The organism is Streptosporangium sp. NBC_01639 (genome assembly GCF_045209755.1).
Classification (GTDB): domain Bacteria; phylum Actinomycetota; class Actinomycetes; order Streptosporangiales; family Streptosporangiaceae; genus Streptosporangium.
Map to the genome: position 1 here is coordinate 8,615,056 of NZ_CP109272.1, position 14,542 is coordinate 8,629,597.

The 14,542-nt window shown below is 67.7% G+C and carries 10 protein-coding genes; 1 reads left to right on the plus strand and 9 read right to left on the minus strand.

Translation table 11 applies throughout. The features are described from left to right. Window positions 1-128: 128 nt before the first annotated feature. The 7 genes from OHA77_RS39100 to OHA77_RS39130 all read right to left on the minus strand — a co-directional run bounded on the left by OHA77_RS39100 (window position 129) and on the right by OHA77_RS39130 (window position 10,434). Complete coding sequence (locus OHA77_RS39100; RefSeq protein ID WP_406314324.1) at window positions 129-3,647, minus strand: ThuA domain-containing protein; 3,519 nt, start codon at window positions 3,645-3,647, stop codon at window positions 129-131. An 81-nt stretch (window positions 3,648-3,728) separates the two neighbouring features. Then, window positions 3,729-4,574: a sugar phosphate isomerase/epimerase family protein gene (locus tag OHA77_RS39105; protein ID WP_406314326.1), complete on the minus strand. Its 846-nt coding sequence runs from the start codon at window positions 4,572-4,574 to the stop codon at window positions 3,729-3,731. Window positions 4,575-4,621: 47 nt separating this feature from the next. Continuing rightward, window positions 4,622-5,839 carry a substrate-binding domain-containing protein gene (locus OHA77_RS39110; protein ID WP_406314328.1) on the minus strand — a complete coding sequence of 406 codons (1,218 nt, stop codon included), beginning with the start codon at window positions 5,837-5,839 and terminating at the stop codon, window positions 4,622-4,624. Between the two features lie 26 nt (window positions 5,840-5,865). Further along, entirely contained in the window at window positions 5,866-6,795 is a 930-nt protein-coding gene (locus tag OHA77_RS39115; RefSeq protein ID WP_406314329.1) for an ABC transporter permease, read from the minus strand. Next, window positions 6,792-7,853 carry an ABC transporter permease gene (locus OHA77_RS39120; protein ID WP_406314331.1) on the minus strand — a complete coding sequence of 354 codons (1,062 nt, stop codon included), beginning with the start codon at window positions 7,851-7,853 and terminating at the stop codon, window positions 6,792-6,794. The genes OHA77_RS39115 and OHA77_RS39120 overlap by 4 nt, the downstream gene beginning before the upstream one ends. Further along, window positions 7,850-9,322, minus strand: coding sequence for a sugar ABC transporter ATP-binding protein (locus tag OHA77_RS39125; RefSeq protein WP_406314332.1), 1,473 nt, complete (start codon window positions 9,320-9,322; stop codon window positions 7,850-7,852). Before OHA77_RS39125 ends, OHA77_RS39120 begins: the two co-directional genes overlap by 4 nt. After that, window positions 9,319-10,434 (minus strand): Gfo/Idh/MocA family protein, encoded by a 1,116-nt coding sequence (locus OHA77_RS39130; protein WP_406314334.1) that lies wholly within the window; start codon window positions 10,432-10,434, stop codon window positions 9,319-9,321. Before OHA77_RS39130 ends, OHA77_RS39125 begins: the two co-directional genes overlap by 4 nt. A 115-nt stretch (window positions 10,435-10,549) precedes the next feature. Between OHA77_RS39130 and OHA77_RS39135 the strand changes: the two genes are divergently transcribed. Then, window positions 10,550-11,731, plus strand: coding sequence for an ROK family protein (locus OHA77_RS39135; RefSeq protein WP_406314335.1), 1,182 nt, complete (start codon window positions 10,550-10,552; stop codon window positions 11,729-11,731). A 294-nt stretch (window positions 11,732-12,025) separates the two neighbouring features. On the opposite strand, the gene manA is transcribed toward OHA77_RS39135, so the two are convergent. Next, window positions 12,026-13,144 (minus strand): mannose-6-phosphate isomerase, class I, encoded by a 1,119-nt coding sequence (manA, locus tag OHA77_RS39140; RefSeq protein ID WP_406314337.1) that lies wholly within the window; start codon window positions 13,142-13,144, stop codon window positions 12,026-12,028. 223 nt (window positions 13,145-13,367) lie between these two features. Further along, the gene (locus OHA77_RS39145) at window positions 13,368-14,492 is read right to left on the minus strand and encodes a substrate-binding domain-containing protein (RefSeq protein ID WP_406314339.1); all 1,125 of its coding nucleotides are present in this window, start codon (window positions 14,490-14,492) and stop codon (window positions 13,368-13,370) included. Window positions 14,493-14,542 lie beyond the last annotated feature (50 nt).

Here is a 14,542-nt window from a genome sequence, read left to right on the forward strand (position 1 = left end):
GCGGACGGGTCACCCGGGTCGCCGTTTTCGAAGGGCACGGTACCGGGCCGCGGTCGTCCGGGCATGTGAAGGCCGGCCACCGCCCGATTCCGGAATGTCGTCGGGTGGTGGCCGGGTTTCACGTTCGGTTATGAGACCCTCGCGAGCCTCCACTGCTGGTTGGTGCCGTTGTTACAGGTCCACTGGTCGAGCTGGGTGCCGTCGGCGGTCGAGACGCCGGGCACCTCAAGGCACAGACCGCTGGCGACCGAGGTGATCGTCCAGTTGCCGTTGGCCGCGGCGGTGAACCTCCACTGCTGGTTGGCGGCGTTGTGGCAGGTCCACTGCAGGATGAGCGCGCCCGGCGCGGTGGAGCCGGCGTTCACATCTATGCACTTGCCGCCCTGGACTCCGGTGAGGGTGAAGGCCCCGCCAGCGGCGGCGGTGAACCTCCATTGCTGGTTGATGCCGCTGTTGGCCGCCCACTGGATCACCTTGGCCCCGTCGGCGGTGGACTGGCCCTCGACGTCGACCGCCTTGGAGCTGTGCGCGGCGGTCAGCGTGTAGACGCCGCCGGCCACGGGGCCGCCTCCGCCGCTGTTCCCGACGCCCGGCCCGTTCAGGCTGAGGGAGTCGAGGTCGAACTGGTTGGCGGTCGGGTGCTTGAACACCAGGAACAGCGGATGGCTGCCGGACAGCGCCGCGACCGGGGTGCTGGTCGTCTGCTGGTAGGTGTCCCAGCCGCCGGTGTTCTGCACCGCCGTGGTGGACAGCAGCTGCCCGGTGGGCGAGTCGGCCCGCAGTTCGATCGAGCCGCCGCCCACGGGCGAGGACACCCGGTAGGACACCGACGTGATCCCCTGGACGCTCATCGGCGCAAAAGAGATCCAGTCGTTGTTGGAGATGTCGCCGATGCGCTTGCCGTTCTGCGCCCCGGCCTGGTCCATGATCCGGATCCCGGACGAGCCGGTGAAGTACTCGCCCTGCTTCTGCCGGGGCTGCAGGACCAGGTTCGCGGTGTTGGACAGGCCGCCCTTGTCGGTATAGGTCGCGGTGAGGACGTAGTAGGTGTTGGCGTCGGCGTCGTGCCCTGAGGCCGTGGTCGAGACGGTGCCCGAACAGCCGGTGAAAGTGCCGGTGTCGTGGCTGTGGGCGTCGTGGCCGAGGGCCGTGACCACGGTGACCTTGGAACAGTCGATCGTGCCGTCTTCAGGATCGGTGACGGCCACCGTGTACGGGACCGAGTCACCGAAGGTGATGACCCCGCCATCGGGCGGCGAGCCGAACCGCACCACCGGTGCGGTGTTGCCGACCGTGATCGGCACCGTCGCCGAGCCACTCTTACCTGAGGAATCGGTGATCGTGAGCCTGGCGGTGAAAGTGCCGTTGGTGGTGTAGATGAAGGAGGGGTTGGCCGCGGTGGAGTCGGTCGAGCCGTTGCTGGTGAAGTCCCACGCGTAGGTGAACGGGTCCCCGTCGGGGTCGGCCGAGCCTGACGAGGAGAACTGGACGGTCAACGGTGCCTGGCCGGAGGTGGGCGTGCCGCCGGCCTTGGCGATCGGGGAACGCGAGCCGTTGATGTAGTCGATGCGGTAGACGCCGTCGTCGGGGTTGGTGCCGCCGTAACCCGAACCCCACTCGATCAGGTACATCGAGCCGTCCGGGCCGAACTTCATGTGCATCGGCGACTTGAACCCGAGGTTGGACAGGAACCGGTTGGTCTTCAGGATGTTGCCGCTACCGTCCAGCCGCATTTCCATCAGGTAGTTGCGGCTCCACTCGAAGAAGAACGGGGTGTCGTCGAAGTAGGAGGGGAACTTCGTCTCCGAGGGGTTGGCCGCGTCGTAGTGGTAGAACGGCCCGCCCATCGGGGCCGCGCCGCCGCTGCTGCCCATCTCCGGCCACTCGGGCACGAGGTGGTAGTTGTACCAGACGGTGGCCGTCTTGATCGCGGGCAGGTTCGTCAGGCCGGTGTTGTTGGGCGAGTTGTTCACCGGCGCCGCGCAGTTGAACTTCGCCCCGGAGGTGTTGGTGGCGAAGTCGTAGTCGTTGAAGGGGATGTTGTTGCCGACGCAGTACGGCCAGCCGTAGAAGCCGGGCGACTTGATCAGGTTCCACTCCACGGTGCCCTCGGGGCCACGGTTGGCGTTGGCCGATCCGGCGTCAGGGCCGTAGTCGGCCGAGGAGATCCAGCCGGTCTCGGAGTCCACGGCGAACCGGAACGGGTTACGGAAACCCATCGCGTAGATCTCCGGGCGGGTCTGCGCGGTGCCCGGCGCGAACATGTTGCCCGAGGGAATGGTGTAGGTGCCGTTGGTCTCGGGGTGGATGCGCAGGATCTTGCCGCGCAGGTCGTTGGTGTTGGCGCTGGTCTTCTGGGCGTCGTAGTTGGCGCGGCCGGCCCGCTCGTCGATGGGCGCGTACCCGTCGGAGGCGAAGGGGTTGGTGTCGTCGCCGACGCCGATGTAGAGGTTACCGCCGGGTCCGAAGGCGAGCTGCCCGCCGGTGTGGCCGGGCTCGTCGGTCCGGGTGGCTGGGATGGCCAGCAGTTTCCTCTCGCTGGCCAGATCCAGGGTGTCGCCGTTAAGGGTGAAGCGGGAGACCTGGTTGATCGCCGCCGACCCGGTGGGGGAGTAGTTGAGATAGACCCAGCGGTTGGTCGCGAAGCCTGGATCGAGAACCAGGCCGATCAGGCCGTCCTCACCGCCGACGTAGACGCTCAGCGTGCCGGTGGTCACGATCTGGCCGTTGCTCTTGCGGATCAGCATGAGCTTGCCGGAGCGGGTGATGTAGTAGACGTCGCCGTTGGCGGCGATGTCCAGGCCCATCGGCTGGTCGGGGGCACTGTCGAGGGTCACCTTCTGGAACCGGTTCCATACGGTGCCGCCGCAGTCGCCCGCGGCGTTGCCGGCCGCCCACTTGACGCCGCCGAGCACGTGCTGGCGGAAGTTGGCCTCGCTGTAGGAGGCGTTCTCGTGGCCCATCGCGGTCGCCCACACGCGCCCGCCCTCGGCGTTGCGGCACCAGGAGATCGGATGGTCGGCGCCCATCTTGCTGCCACCGGCGTCATAGGTGGTCTCGTCGGCGGTGACCAGGACGTGCACGTCGCCGCGCATGTTCTTGCTGAAGTTGTACCACTCCTCGGTGCGTGTCCAGCGGTCGGGCAGGGCCGCGGTGGAGGGGTGTTTCTTGTCCATGACCTTGGCGGTGCCCTGCACGGTGGCCGAGTGCGCGGTCATGTGCGCGCCGCCCATGATGAGCTGGTCCCACCAGGGGAACTGGGCCTCGATGTTCATGTCAGTGGTGTTATGGATCGCCACGATGCCGCCGCCGTCGTTGACGAATTTCTGGGTGGCCTGGCGTTGGGCCTCGTTGTCCCAGACCATGCCGGAGTTCTGCAGCATGATGATCGCGTCGAAGCCCGCCAGGTTCGCGTCGTTGAGCGCGGTCGAGGTGGCGGACTGGACGACCTCAAAGTCATTGGCGGCGGCGAGCTGCTGGACCATCGTGATGCCCGACGGGATCGAGCCGTGCACGTAGTCGGCGGTCTCGGTGAACAGCAGCACCCGGAAGGCGGCCGCTGCCGCCTTGGTGGTGGCCTGGGCGTGGCTCAGGCCGGCGGATAACAGCAGGAGGGGGACGAGGACGAGTGCGAACACTCGGCGCATGGGATCTCCGAGGGGGGGTGAGAGGAGGCATACGGAAGAGGCCGGGCCGCCCCGATAAGAAGCCCGGCGGGCCGGTGGGAGTCAGAGGGTTCTCAGGAAGGCGAGCCCTTCGGTGGCCAGGGCGTCCTGGCTGGTGGCGAGCGGCCGCCAGATGGAGGCCGCGGTGGCGATGGCTTGGTTGTCGGCGGTGAACGACTCGATGACCAGTGGTCCCGTGTAACGGGCCTCGCGCAGCGCGGCGGCGAAGGCGGGCCAGGTGAACTGGTCGGCGCCCGGCGCGCCTCTGTCGGTGCCGCACACCTGCACGTGCGCGATCCGCTCGGCGGCGGCCCGTACGGCCGCCGCCGGATCCTTCTCCTCGATGTTGAGGTGGTAGCTGTCCAGGGCCAGGCCGCAGCCCTCGTCCGGCAGCCCGTCGAGCACGTCCAGTGCCTGCTCAACCGTGTTGATCAGGCTGGTCTCGTAGCGGTTGAGTGGTTCGACGCCGATCCGCACCCCGCGCCTGGCGGCGTAGTCCGCGATCGGCCGCAGGTTGTCGCGCAGCTCGGTGTACAGGGCGCGGCGCTCGTCCGGTGAGATGCGCCAGGTGCGGCCGACGGAGGCATAGGCGGGTCCGCCGATGACCGGTGAGCCCACCACGGCGGCCGCGTCCACGCAGGCACGCAGGTAGTCCTGTGTGTCGGCGACGGTCTGGGCGGAGGCCGCGACCAGTTCCCTGCCCGGCGGCATGACCAGCGCCACGGAGGCACCCAGCCCCACCTCGGCCAGGAGCGCGGCGGCCTTGTGCGGGTCCCAGTCACCGAGCCGCTCGATGGGCAGCTCGACGGTGTCGAAGCCCCAGCCGGCGATTCGCGGGGCCAGCCGTACGAGTTCGTTGTCTGTCAGCGGTGACGTCCACACCCATGTGTTGACGCCGATCGGCCACATGCCTGGATCCTCCTCGGGTGACGGGGGTCGGTTCTTCGGGTCGGCGGCTAGCCCTTCTTGCCGCCCCAGTTCTCAGGGAAGCCGGGCAGGTTCTCGCAGCCGCACAGGGCGTAGTGCAGGAGCGGCATGTTCGGCTGCAGGTAGGTGTCCAGGTTCGCTGAGGTGATCTTCGGCTGCGGGAGCTTCCACTGCTTGGGCACCTCCTCGCCCTTGAGGATCTTCAGGGCAGCGATGATCGGGGTACGCCACTGATAGGTCGGGTAGGTGGGAGCGATCGCGGTGAGGTTGTCGTTCTTCCACTTGCTCAAGAAATCCTGCTGGTCCTCACCCACGAAGGCCGGGACGGGCTGACCGGCGTCCTCGAAGGCCTCAATCGCCGCGACGGCGGTGGCCCCGGCGTCCATCCACACACCGTCGATCTTGCCTTCGCGCTGGAGGTAGTCGTCGACGATGCTCTTGGTCTTGGCGGCGTCACCGTCGGTGAACTCCACGCCCACGACCTTGAGCCGGCTCTTGTCGAAGGCGACCTTCGCCGCCGACCAGCGGGTCTCCAGCACGTCCACGCCGGGACTGATGCGCAGCGCGAGGATCTTGCCGCCGGTGGGCACCTTCTCCACCAGGAATTCGGCGCCGTCGGCGCCGAAGGCGTAGCCGCCGATGGGGTTGATGAACGTCACCGGGCAGTCGGTGTCGACGCCGCGGTCGAACATGATGATCGGTAACTTGCCGCAGGCGCCTTCGACGGCCGGAGTCAGGGTGGCGGTGGTGTTGGGCGAGACGATGAGCGCGTCGCAGTCCTTGCCCTGCAGTTCGGCGATATCGGAGATCTGTTTGTCGTCCTTGCCCTCCGCGTCCAGTGCGGTGAACTTGGTGATCTCCTTGTGCAGGCCCACCTCGGCCTGCATGGTCTTCCAACCCACCTGCCGCCAAGGGTTGTTCACTGCGGCGTTGGAGAAGCACAGGTGATAGCCGCCGCTCTTCTTGTACCGCGCGGTGTCCACCATCTGCGGGTCGATCGCCTGCTCCCAGGGCTTGTCCGCGGGGCCTTGCGCGGACTTCGTCCGCATGGCGAGTTGGGCGTCGTAGTCGGCCTGGACGAAGAACTTCGACTGCTCACCGGTGTTCGCGCCCTGGGCGGGCGAGGACGAGGAAGCTGAGGACGGTCCTGCCGAGGACTGGGCGGTGGGCTTGTCACTGGTGCAACCGGCGGCGAACAGCACGGTCGACACCACGACGAGGCCGATGAACGGCCGATGATTCGGCATAGTGCTTCCTTTGCTTTCTAGGTTGATCAGGTGCTCACGCGGAGCCGGAACGGGAAGCGCATCGCTCCCGCCGCGACCGCCGCGATGATGATGACGCCCTGCACGGTGTACTCCAGAGCCCCTGAGATGCCGTACAGGTTGAGCAGGGTAAACAGGGCCTCCAGGGTCAGCGCGCCGGCCATCGCGGCGACGACCGAGCCCCGGCCGCCGCCGAGCACCACGCCGCCGAGGACGACGGCGGTGATGGCGGAGAACTCCAGTCCCTGGCCGACCTGGGCCGAGACGCCTGCGAAGCCACCGAGCAGGATGGCCGCGACCGCCGCGGCCAGGCCGGAGACGACGAACGCGAGGATCCGCGTACGGTGCACGCCGATGCCGGACAGGGCGGCGGCGCGTTCGTTGTCGCCGGTGGCCATGAGTCTCTTGCCGAAGTCGGAACGCATCAGCGCGATCCCGGTGCCGGCGACCACGACCAAGATGAGGACGGACCACGGCACGGGACCGAGGTTGCCCCGGCCGAAGGCGCGGAAGCTCTCCGACAGCGCGCCGCGGGGAGCGCCGCCCGTCCACAGGAACACCGCGCCCGACAGGATGAGCATCATGCCGAGCGTCGTGATGAAGGAGGGAACGCGCAGGGCCGTGGTGATTACGCCGTTGACCAGGCCGACGAGCAGTCCGATGGCGATCAGCAGGAGAAGCACCCACCAGGTGGCCGACTCCTCCCCGTCGATCAGGCGGGCGGCGACGACGACCTCGACCGTCACCAGCGAGCCGACCGACAGGTCGAACTCGCCTGAGACGATGACGAAGTACTGGCCCGCCGCCAGGATCACCAGCGGTGCGGCCCGCTTGACGAAGGCCAGGAACCCGGCGGGCTCCAGGAAAAGTGGGTTGGCGGCTGCGATCGCGACCAGCAGTACGGTCAGGACCGCGAGGATCGGAAGCGTCCTTCTCATGCCGTCCGCCCCTTTCTGCCGCGACGGGCGTAGACGGCGACGGCGGCCACGATCACGACGCCTCTGACCACGTCCTTGAAGAAGGAGTTCACCTCAAGCTGGTTGAAGACGCTGTCGAGCACGGCAAGCAGGAGCACGCCGCCGACGGTCCCGGCGATCCCGCCCTTGCCGCCGGCCAGCGCGGTGCCGCCGAGCACGACCGCGGCGATCGACTCCAGGTCGTATCCGCCGTCGGTGCCGACCGTGGGCGCGCCCGCGCCCAGCCTGCTGGCCAGCAGCAGGCCGGCGACGCCCGCGCACAGCGAGCACAGAACGTGGGTGAGCACCACGACCCTGCTGGTACGCACCCCTGACAGCCGGGCCACGTCGGCGTCCCCGCCGACCGCGTAGATGCGGTAGCCCAGGGGAGTCCGGCGCAGCAGGAACCAGGCGGCCACCGCCACGGCGACCCAGAGCAGCGCCGAGACGGGCACCGGGCCGAGCCGGTCGTAGCCCAGACGCTGGAACGACTCAGGCACGCTGCCGGCCGGTCCGTCATAGCGGTGGTCGATGACGCCTTTGAGGATGAGCGCGGTGCCCAGCGTGGCGATGAACGCGTGCACCTGCAGGCGGGTGATGACCAGACCGTTGACCAGCCCCACGAGGGCGCTGACGCCGAGCACGGCGAGGATGGCCGGTACGACGCCGCCGTCGTGGCCCGCCATGATCTCGGCCGCGACCAGCGACCCGAGGCTGATCAGGTAGGCGACGGACAGGTCCAGTGACCCGACGAGGATCGCCAGGGTCTGCCCCACGGCGACGATGCCCAGGGCGGCCGAACGCTGCTGTATGCCGACGACGGTCTCCAACGTGAGGAAGTTCCCGCCGTCGACGGCGACCAGCCCCCAGCCGATGACGGTCACGGCGATGAGCGCGAGGTAGACGACCCTGGTCGGATTGACCTCCGTGAAGAAGCCGCGCCGTAGACCGCCATGCCTCGCTCCCACGCTGCTCCGGACGGGCTCGGGAGTCGTCGAGGTCGCGACCGGGCGCACCGGGGACGGGCTCTGGCCGTTCATGCGGTCTCCTCGCTCGCCGCCACGTGCATGATGGCCTCCTCGGACACGCCGGCCGGCAGCTCGCCCGCGATACGGCCCTCTCGCATGACGATGATCCGGTCGCTCATCCCGATGAGCTCGGGCAGCTCCGAAGAGATCATCATGATGGCCATGCCGTCTCTGGCGAACTGCCGCATCAGGTCGTGGATGGCGGCCTTCGCACCGACGTCCACGCCCCGGGTCGGCTCGTCGAACAGCAGCACCCTGGGGTTGACCGTCATCCATTTGGCCAGCACGACCTTCTGCTGGTTGCCGCCGGACAGGTAGCGCACCTCACGCTCAGGGTCGGGTGGTGACAGCCGTACCGACTCCAGGAGCGCGCGCAGCCCACTCCGTGAGGCCCGCTCCGCCGGGGTGCGTGCGGCGGAGGTGCGTGCCACCAGCAGCGCGTTGTCTCCCACCGACTGCCGCAGCGCCAGCCCTTCGGCCTTGCGGTCCTCAGTGACCAGCCCGATCCCGGCGGCCACGGCCTGGCGGACCGTCCGGGGCCTGCGGGGGGTCATCTCACCCGAGGTGAACGGCTCCGCTCCGAAGATCGCCTTGGCCAGCTCGGTCCGGCCCGAGCCCTGTAGGCCCGCCACCCCGACGATCTCCCCGGCTCTCAGCTCCAGGTCGATGCCGCTGAGCTTCTCATTCCTGCCGCCGCGCACGCTCAGGCGTACCTCGCCGACCTCCGCGGCCGTGGCGCGGGGCGGGAAGTAGTCGTTGAGCTCCCGGCCGACCATGAGCTTGACCAGCTCGGCCGACCCGACGTCGGAGGTGGCGGCCGTGGTGACGCGGGTGCCGTCCTTGAGTACGGTGACCTGCTGGGACAGGTCGAACACCTCGCGCATGCGGTGGGAGATGTAGAGGATGGCGATGCCGCGCTCTCGCAGGCGGTGGATCAGGGAGTAGAGGAGTTCGACCTCGTGCTCGGCCAGCGAGGCGGTGGGCTCGTCCATCACGATGATGCGGGCGTCAACCGAGAGGGCCTTGACGATCTCGACGACCTGCTGTTGGGCGACGCTCAGGCGGCGAACGGCGTCGCGGGCGCCGAAGGAGGTCTCACCGAGCCCCGCCAGCAGCCGTTCGGTCTCCACCTCCATCTTCGTGCGGTCTACCAGGCCCCGCCGTACTGGCTCGCGCCCGAGGAAGACGTTCTCGGCGACCGAGCGTTCGGGCAGGAGGTTGAACTCCTGATAGATGATCGCCACTCCGGATCGTTGCGCGTCGAGAGGATGGCTGAACGCGACCGGCTCGCCGTCGATCGCGATCGTCCCCGCGTCGGGGAGGTGCACCCCGGCGAGGATCTTCATCAGCGTCGACTTCCCCGCACCGTTCTCACCGACGACGGCGTGCACCTGTCCCGCCTCGACGTCGAGATCGACTCCGGTCAGCACACGTACACCGAAGAAGCTCTTGTCCACCCCTCGCATCTCCAGGAGCCTCACGCGGGGTGCACCTCCACCCACGAGCGGGTACGCGCCGAGGCGAGTACGGAGTCGCAGATACGGGCGGCCCTCGCGCCGTCGTCGAAGGTCGGCAGTCCCTCAGGACGCTCTCCCCGCACCGCGGCGTAGCTGTCGGTCGTGAACGCGTCGAAACAGTCGTGATAGCCCTGGGCGTGACCCGCGGGCAGGGGGGAGTAGCGGAGGGCCGGGACCGACAGGGTCTGCGGATCGCGCACCAGCAACTCCGAGCCCTGTCTATGCCCTAACCAGAGCGTTTCCGGCTGCTCCTGATCGAAGGCGATGCTCGCCTCACTGCCTGAGATCTCCAAAAACAGCCGGTTCTTGCGTCCCGGCGAGACCTGGCTGACCGCCATCGTGCCCACCGCGCCGCCCACCGTCCTGAACTGCACGGTCGCCACGTCCTCGGTGGGCACGTCCGGCCTTTTGGTCCTGTCGGGCACCGCCACCGCCGTCTGCGCCGACACCGCGGCGATCCGGTCGCCGGTGACGAACTCCGCCAGGTCGCACCAGTGCGAGCCGATGTCGGCGAAGGCGCGGCTTGGCCCGCCCAGGGCAGGGTCCACCCGCCAGTTGTCATCATCCGGGCTGAGCAACCAGTCCTGCAGATAGCTGCCGTGGATGAGGTTGACTCGGCCGATATGGCCTTCGGCGACGCGCTGCCTGGCCTCTCTGGCCATCGGGTGGAACCGGTAGACGAACGGCACGGTCGCCGTACGCGCGCTCTGCGCGGCGCGGGCAGCCATCAGCGCGGCAGTGTCGAAGTCGGTCGCCAGCGGCTTCTCGCAGATGACGTGCAGACCGGCCTCCAGCGCCTTGATCGTGATCGAGGCGTGCAGGTGGTTGGGAGTACAAACGTGCAGGACGTCGAGTTCGCCGGATTCGATGAGGTCCTCTGCCGAGCGGAAGACCCGCTCGGCCAGCCGGGCGGCGTACGCCCGCGCTGCCCGTTCAGGGGTCGAGCCGGCCACACCGACGATGCGGGCACCGGCGAGCCTAGCGGCTCGGGCGTGGACGCCGCCTATGAAACCTGTTCCGACGATCCCCACCCGAAGCTGGGAAACATCCGTCGGGTTACGACCTATTTCCTCCATGTTTCGAGATCGTAAGGAGGTCTTATGGCGGAGGTCAAGCATAAATATGATTTTGGAAGTCATAAGTATACTTAGGGGCGTTTGAAGGGGTTCGTTCGTCGGTGGAAGGGCAAGTGTGACTGAGGAGACGCTCAACGGTGCGAGCATTGGGGCTGGCGCACTGCTGTCCGTCCTGCGGGAGGGACCTGCCCGCACCCGCACGGAACTGGTCGAGCTCACCGGCTTGGCCAGAACCACGGTGTCCCAACGGCTGGACGCCCTGCTCCGGCACCGCTGGGTCGTAGCCGCCGACGCCTCCACTTCCTCGGGTGGGCGCCCGGCGGCCGCGTTCGCCTTCAACAGGGCGGCGCGTCTCGTGCTCGCCGCCGACCTGGGCGTCACGCACCACCGCGTCGCGATCACTGACCTGGGCACCACTGTGCTGGCCGAACGCACCGCCGATGTCCCGATCGACCGGGAGCCGGAGTCGACCCTGGCATGGCTCGCGCAGACGTTCGCCGAGTTGCTCGCCGAGAGTGGGTACGACCTCGCCAACGTGTGCGGGGCGGGCATCGGCCTGCCGGGCCCGGTCGAATACTCGACGGGACGCCCCGTCAACCCGCCCCTCATGCCGGGCTGGGACCGCTTTCCCGTTCCTGAGTGGCTGGGGGAGCGGCTGGGTGTGCCGGTCCTTGTCGACAACGACGTCAACATCATGGCGCTCGGCGAGCACCGGGCCGGGTACCCCGAAGCCGACCAACTCATCTTCGTCAAGATCGGTACGGGCATCGGCTGCGGCATCATCTCCGACGGGCGGCTGCACCGGGGCGCTCAGGGCGCCGCAGGCGACATCGGGCACATCCGTGTCGTCGACGCGGACGAGGTGGTGTGCCACTGCGGCAACACCGGCTGTGTAGAAGCCGTCGCCGGCAGCGCCGCCCTGGCCGCCCGGATCACCGCGTCGGGCGTGTTCGCGAAGGACAGCCGAGACGTGGTGCGGCTACTGGGCCTAGGCGACCCTGAGGTTGTGCATCTCGTACGCCAGGCCGGCCGGGAGACCGGTGACGTTCTCGCTTCGATCGTCAACTTCTTCAATCCCGGGGCGATCGTGATCGGCGGTGACATCGCCGAGGCCGGAGAGCACTTCCTCGCCGGGGTCCGCGAGGTGATCTACAAGCGCTCCCTCCCGCTGGCCACGCGGCACTTGCGCATCCAGGCCAGCAAGCTGGGAGACCATGCCGGAATCATCGGAGCGGCCGTCATGGTGATCGAGCACGTCCTCGCTCCTCAGGCGGTGGACACCACGGTCGTTGTCTGACGCGGCATCCGTTCTAAAAAATCTACATTGTAAAGGCGTCCGTTTAAGATCAAGATCATTAAACTAAGCAAACCAGAAACCAGCCATCAAAAACGGAGGCGGCGGCCCTGGCCTGCCCAAGGCGGCCGCCGGACCGGTTGTGGTCGCGAAGGGCGCCTGTCGTGGTGTTACCAGGCGACCGGTAGTTTGCGGACACCGTGGGTGCTCATGTCGTGCCGGAACCTGACCTGCTCCAGCGGCATGCCCAGTCGCAGCCCCGGTGGCCTGCACGGCAGGGCGGGCAGCTGTTCGCGGTCAAAGCCCCGGTTCGGCCGCAAAGACTGTTCCGTCCGCTGTGACGTCGAGCGGTTCTGCGGCTGGGACGAACAGCGACTCTCCCGCCCTGATCACGTGTGGCGAGGGCGTCGACACGATCGCGGTGCCGGAGATGCACAGGACGATGCGAGGAAGACCTGCCGGGAGGCTCAGCGTTTCTCCCACGTCGGTTCGGCGGAGGCGAAACTCCGGCACGGGGGCGGCGTAGACGCCGTCCGGTGCTAGCATTTTCGCCGGATGGCGCAGCGGATCCACGATGGCGAGCAACCCGGCCGGGTCGACGGTCTTGGATGTCAGGCCCGCACGCAGGACATTGTCGGACGCACCCATGAGTTCCACTCCCAGACCGTTCAGATAGCAGTGGATGACTCCGGCGCCGAGGAACATTCCTTCTCCGGGAGCGAGTTCGTGGTGTTCCAGCAGCAGGGGTGCGAGGACCATCGGATCGGCGGGGTGGACCGTGACAAGGTTCTCGACGAGGCCGAATTCGGTGCCGTTCAAGGCGGCAGCCGCTCCACCTACCGCAGCCACCAGGTCGGGTCGTGCCTCGAGCGGCCAGGTGGTGAGCTGCCGGAGCACCTGAAGAAGCGCGTTGCGATGGTCAGTGGTTCGCAGGATGCCGACAAGTTCTGTCAGCGGCTCCACCTTAAGGGCTTCCAGCAGGTCGGCCGCAGTGGACGGATGGCGGAAACCGGCCAGAGCCGAGAATGGGGTCAGCGCGCAGATCAGTTCCGGCTTGGCATGGGAATCGACGTAGTTGGCGTCTCCGCTGGAGAAGCCGCTGCGGGCCTGCTCCTCGCTCGGATGCACCTGAAGCGACAGCGGCCGTGCCACTGCGATCACCTTCAGCAGGTATGGCAGCCGAGTGCCGAATCGTTCCTTCACGGCCGGACCGAGCTCGGCGTCGGCGTCGTCCGTGATCACGTCGGCCAGTGTCCGCCGTACGCCGCTGCGAATCAGTGCCGATGGGCCGGCGGGATGGGCGCCCAGCCACATTTCGGCCTGCGGGCGGCCGGTCGGGGTCCTGCCGGTCAGCGCCGGTATGGCTGTGGGCGATCCCCAGTCGTATTCCTTGATGGTGTTGACCAGTGTGTTCACGTCCGCTGTCTCCTCATTCGCCCTGCGTAGCGGCCTGCGGCGTCCGGCAGTGGGGGTCATCGGGTTGGAGGCGGATCTCCAGGAAGCGCGCGCGGTTGTTGCCGATGTCGCGGAAGATGTGCCGCTTCAGATCACGGCGGCGCCGCGCGATCTGAGATCGATCTGGTTGCCTCGTGCGTCCCGGGATCGTTCCTGGGACGCACGACGGCGTCATCGTGCTTGCCTACTGCTTGGTGAGGGGCGCCAGCTTCGGGTCGTCGGCATAGGCTTCGGCCGCGTTGTCCTTGGTGACAATGACCGGCGGGAGGAGATATGCCGGGACGACCTTGACGCCGTTGTCGTACGACTTGGTGTCGTTGATCTCCGGCGTGCCACCGCTCTGCAGCGCCTTGACCATTTTCACGGTCTCTGCGACGAGCTTCCGGGTGTCCTTGTTGATCGTCGAGTACTGCTCGCCAGCGATGATCGACTTGACCGACTCGATCTCGGAGTCCTGACCGGTCACGACTGGGATCGGCTTGCCCGCGCCCTTCACCGAGGTGATGATCGCGCGGGCGAGGGTGTCGTTCGGCGACAGGACGCCGTCGAGGGTCTTGCTGCCGTTGTAGGTCGAGGTCACCAGCGAGTCCATCCTCTGCTGCGCGTTTTCGGCCTTCCAGCCCTGGATCGCGGTCTGCTTGATGTCCGTCTGGTCCGAGCCGACGATGACCTCACCCTTGTCGATGAGCGGCTTGAGCACCTCCATCGCGCCGTTGAAGAACACGGCGGAGTTGTTGTCGTCCGGCGAGCCGGAGAACAGCTCGATCGTCCACGGGCCCTTCTCCTTCTTCGCCTTCATGCCGTCGAGCAGGGCCTGTCCCTGCAGCTGGCCGACCTTGAAGTTGTCGAACGCGATGTAGTAGTCGAGGTCCGGCGTGTTGGTGATGAGCCGGTCGTAGGCGATGACGGTCGTGCCGGCCTGCTTGGCCTGCGCCACTTGGGTGGCCAGTTGCGCGGCGTCGGTCGCGCCGATGACGATGACCTTCGCGCCCTTGGTGACCATGGCAGAGATCTGCGCCTGCTGGTCCGCGACGGTGGTGGACGCGCCCGCGTACTGCACGTCGGATTTGAAGCCGGCCTCCTTGAGCCCGTTGGTGAACAGGTCTCCGGCGAGCACCCAGTTCTCCGAGGTCTTCGACGGCAGTGCGACGCCGATGAGGGCGTCGGCCGCGAAGCCCTTCGCGGCGGTGGTGCTGTCGCCGGTTCCGGTGCTGGTGGTGCCTTCGCGCTCGTTGGAGCAAGCGGCGCTCAGCGTGAGCATCGCGACGGCACCGGCCATCGCGATGCTCTGGGTGAGGAATTTGCGCATGGTGAGATGAGCCCTTCTTGCAGTGATGCGGGGGGTGGGGCAAGCGTGTT

Bases quoted from the DNA above. Each gene is read 5' to 3' on its own strand.
- OHA77_RS39100 (WP_406314324.1), bottom strand. From the start codon at position 3,647: ATGCGCCGAGTGTTCGCACTCGTCCTCGTCCCCCTCCTGCTGTTATCC.
- OHA77_RS39105 (WP_406314326.1), bottom strand. From the start codon at position 4,574: ATGTGGCCGATCGGCGTCAACACATGGGTGTGGACGTCACCGCTGACA.
- OHA77_RS39110 (WP_406314328.1), bottom strand. From the start codon at position 5,839: ATGCCGAATCATCGGCCGTTCATCGGCCTCGTCGTGGTGTCGACCGTG.
- OHA77_RS39115 (WP_406314329.1), bottom strand. From the start codon at position 6,795: ATGAGAAGGACGCTTCCGATCCTCGCGGTCCTGACCGTACTGCTGGTC.
- OHA77_RS39120 (WP_406314331.1), bottom strand. From the start codon at position 7,853: ATGAACGGCCAGAGCCCGTCCCCGGTGCGCCCGGTCGCGACCTCGACG.
- OHA77_RS39130 (WP_406314334.1), bottom strand. From the start codon at position 10,434: ATGGAGGAAATAGGTCGTAACCCGACGGATGTTTCCCAGCTTCGGGTG.
- OHA77_RS39145 (WP_406314339.1), bottom strand. From the start codon at position 14,492: ATGCGCAAATTCCTCACCCAGAGCATCGCGATGGCCGGTGCCGTCGCG.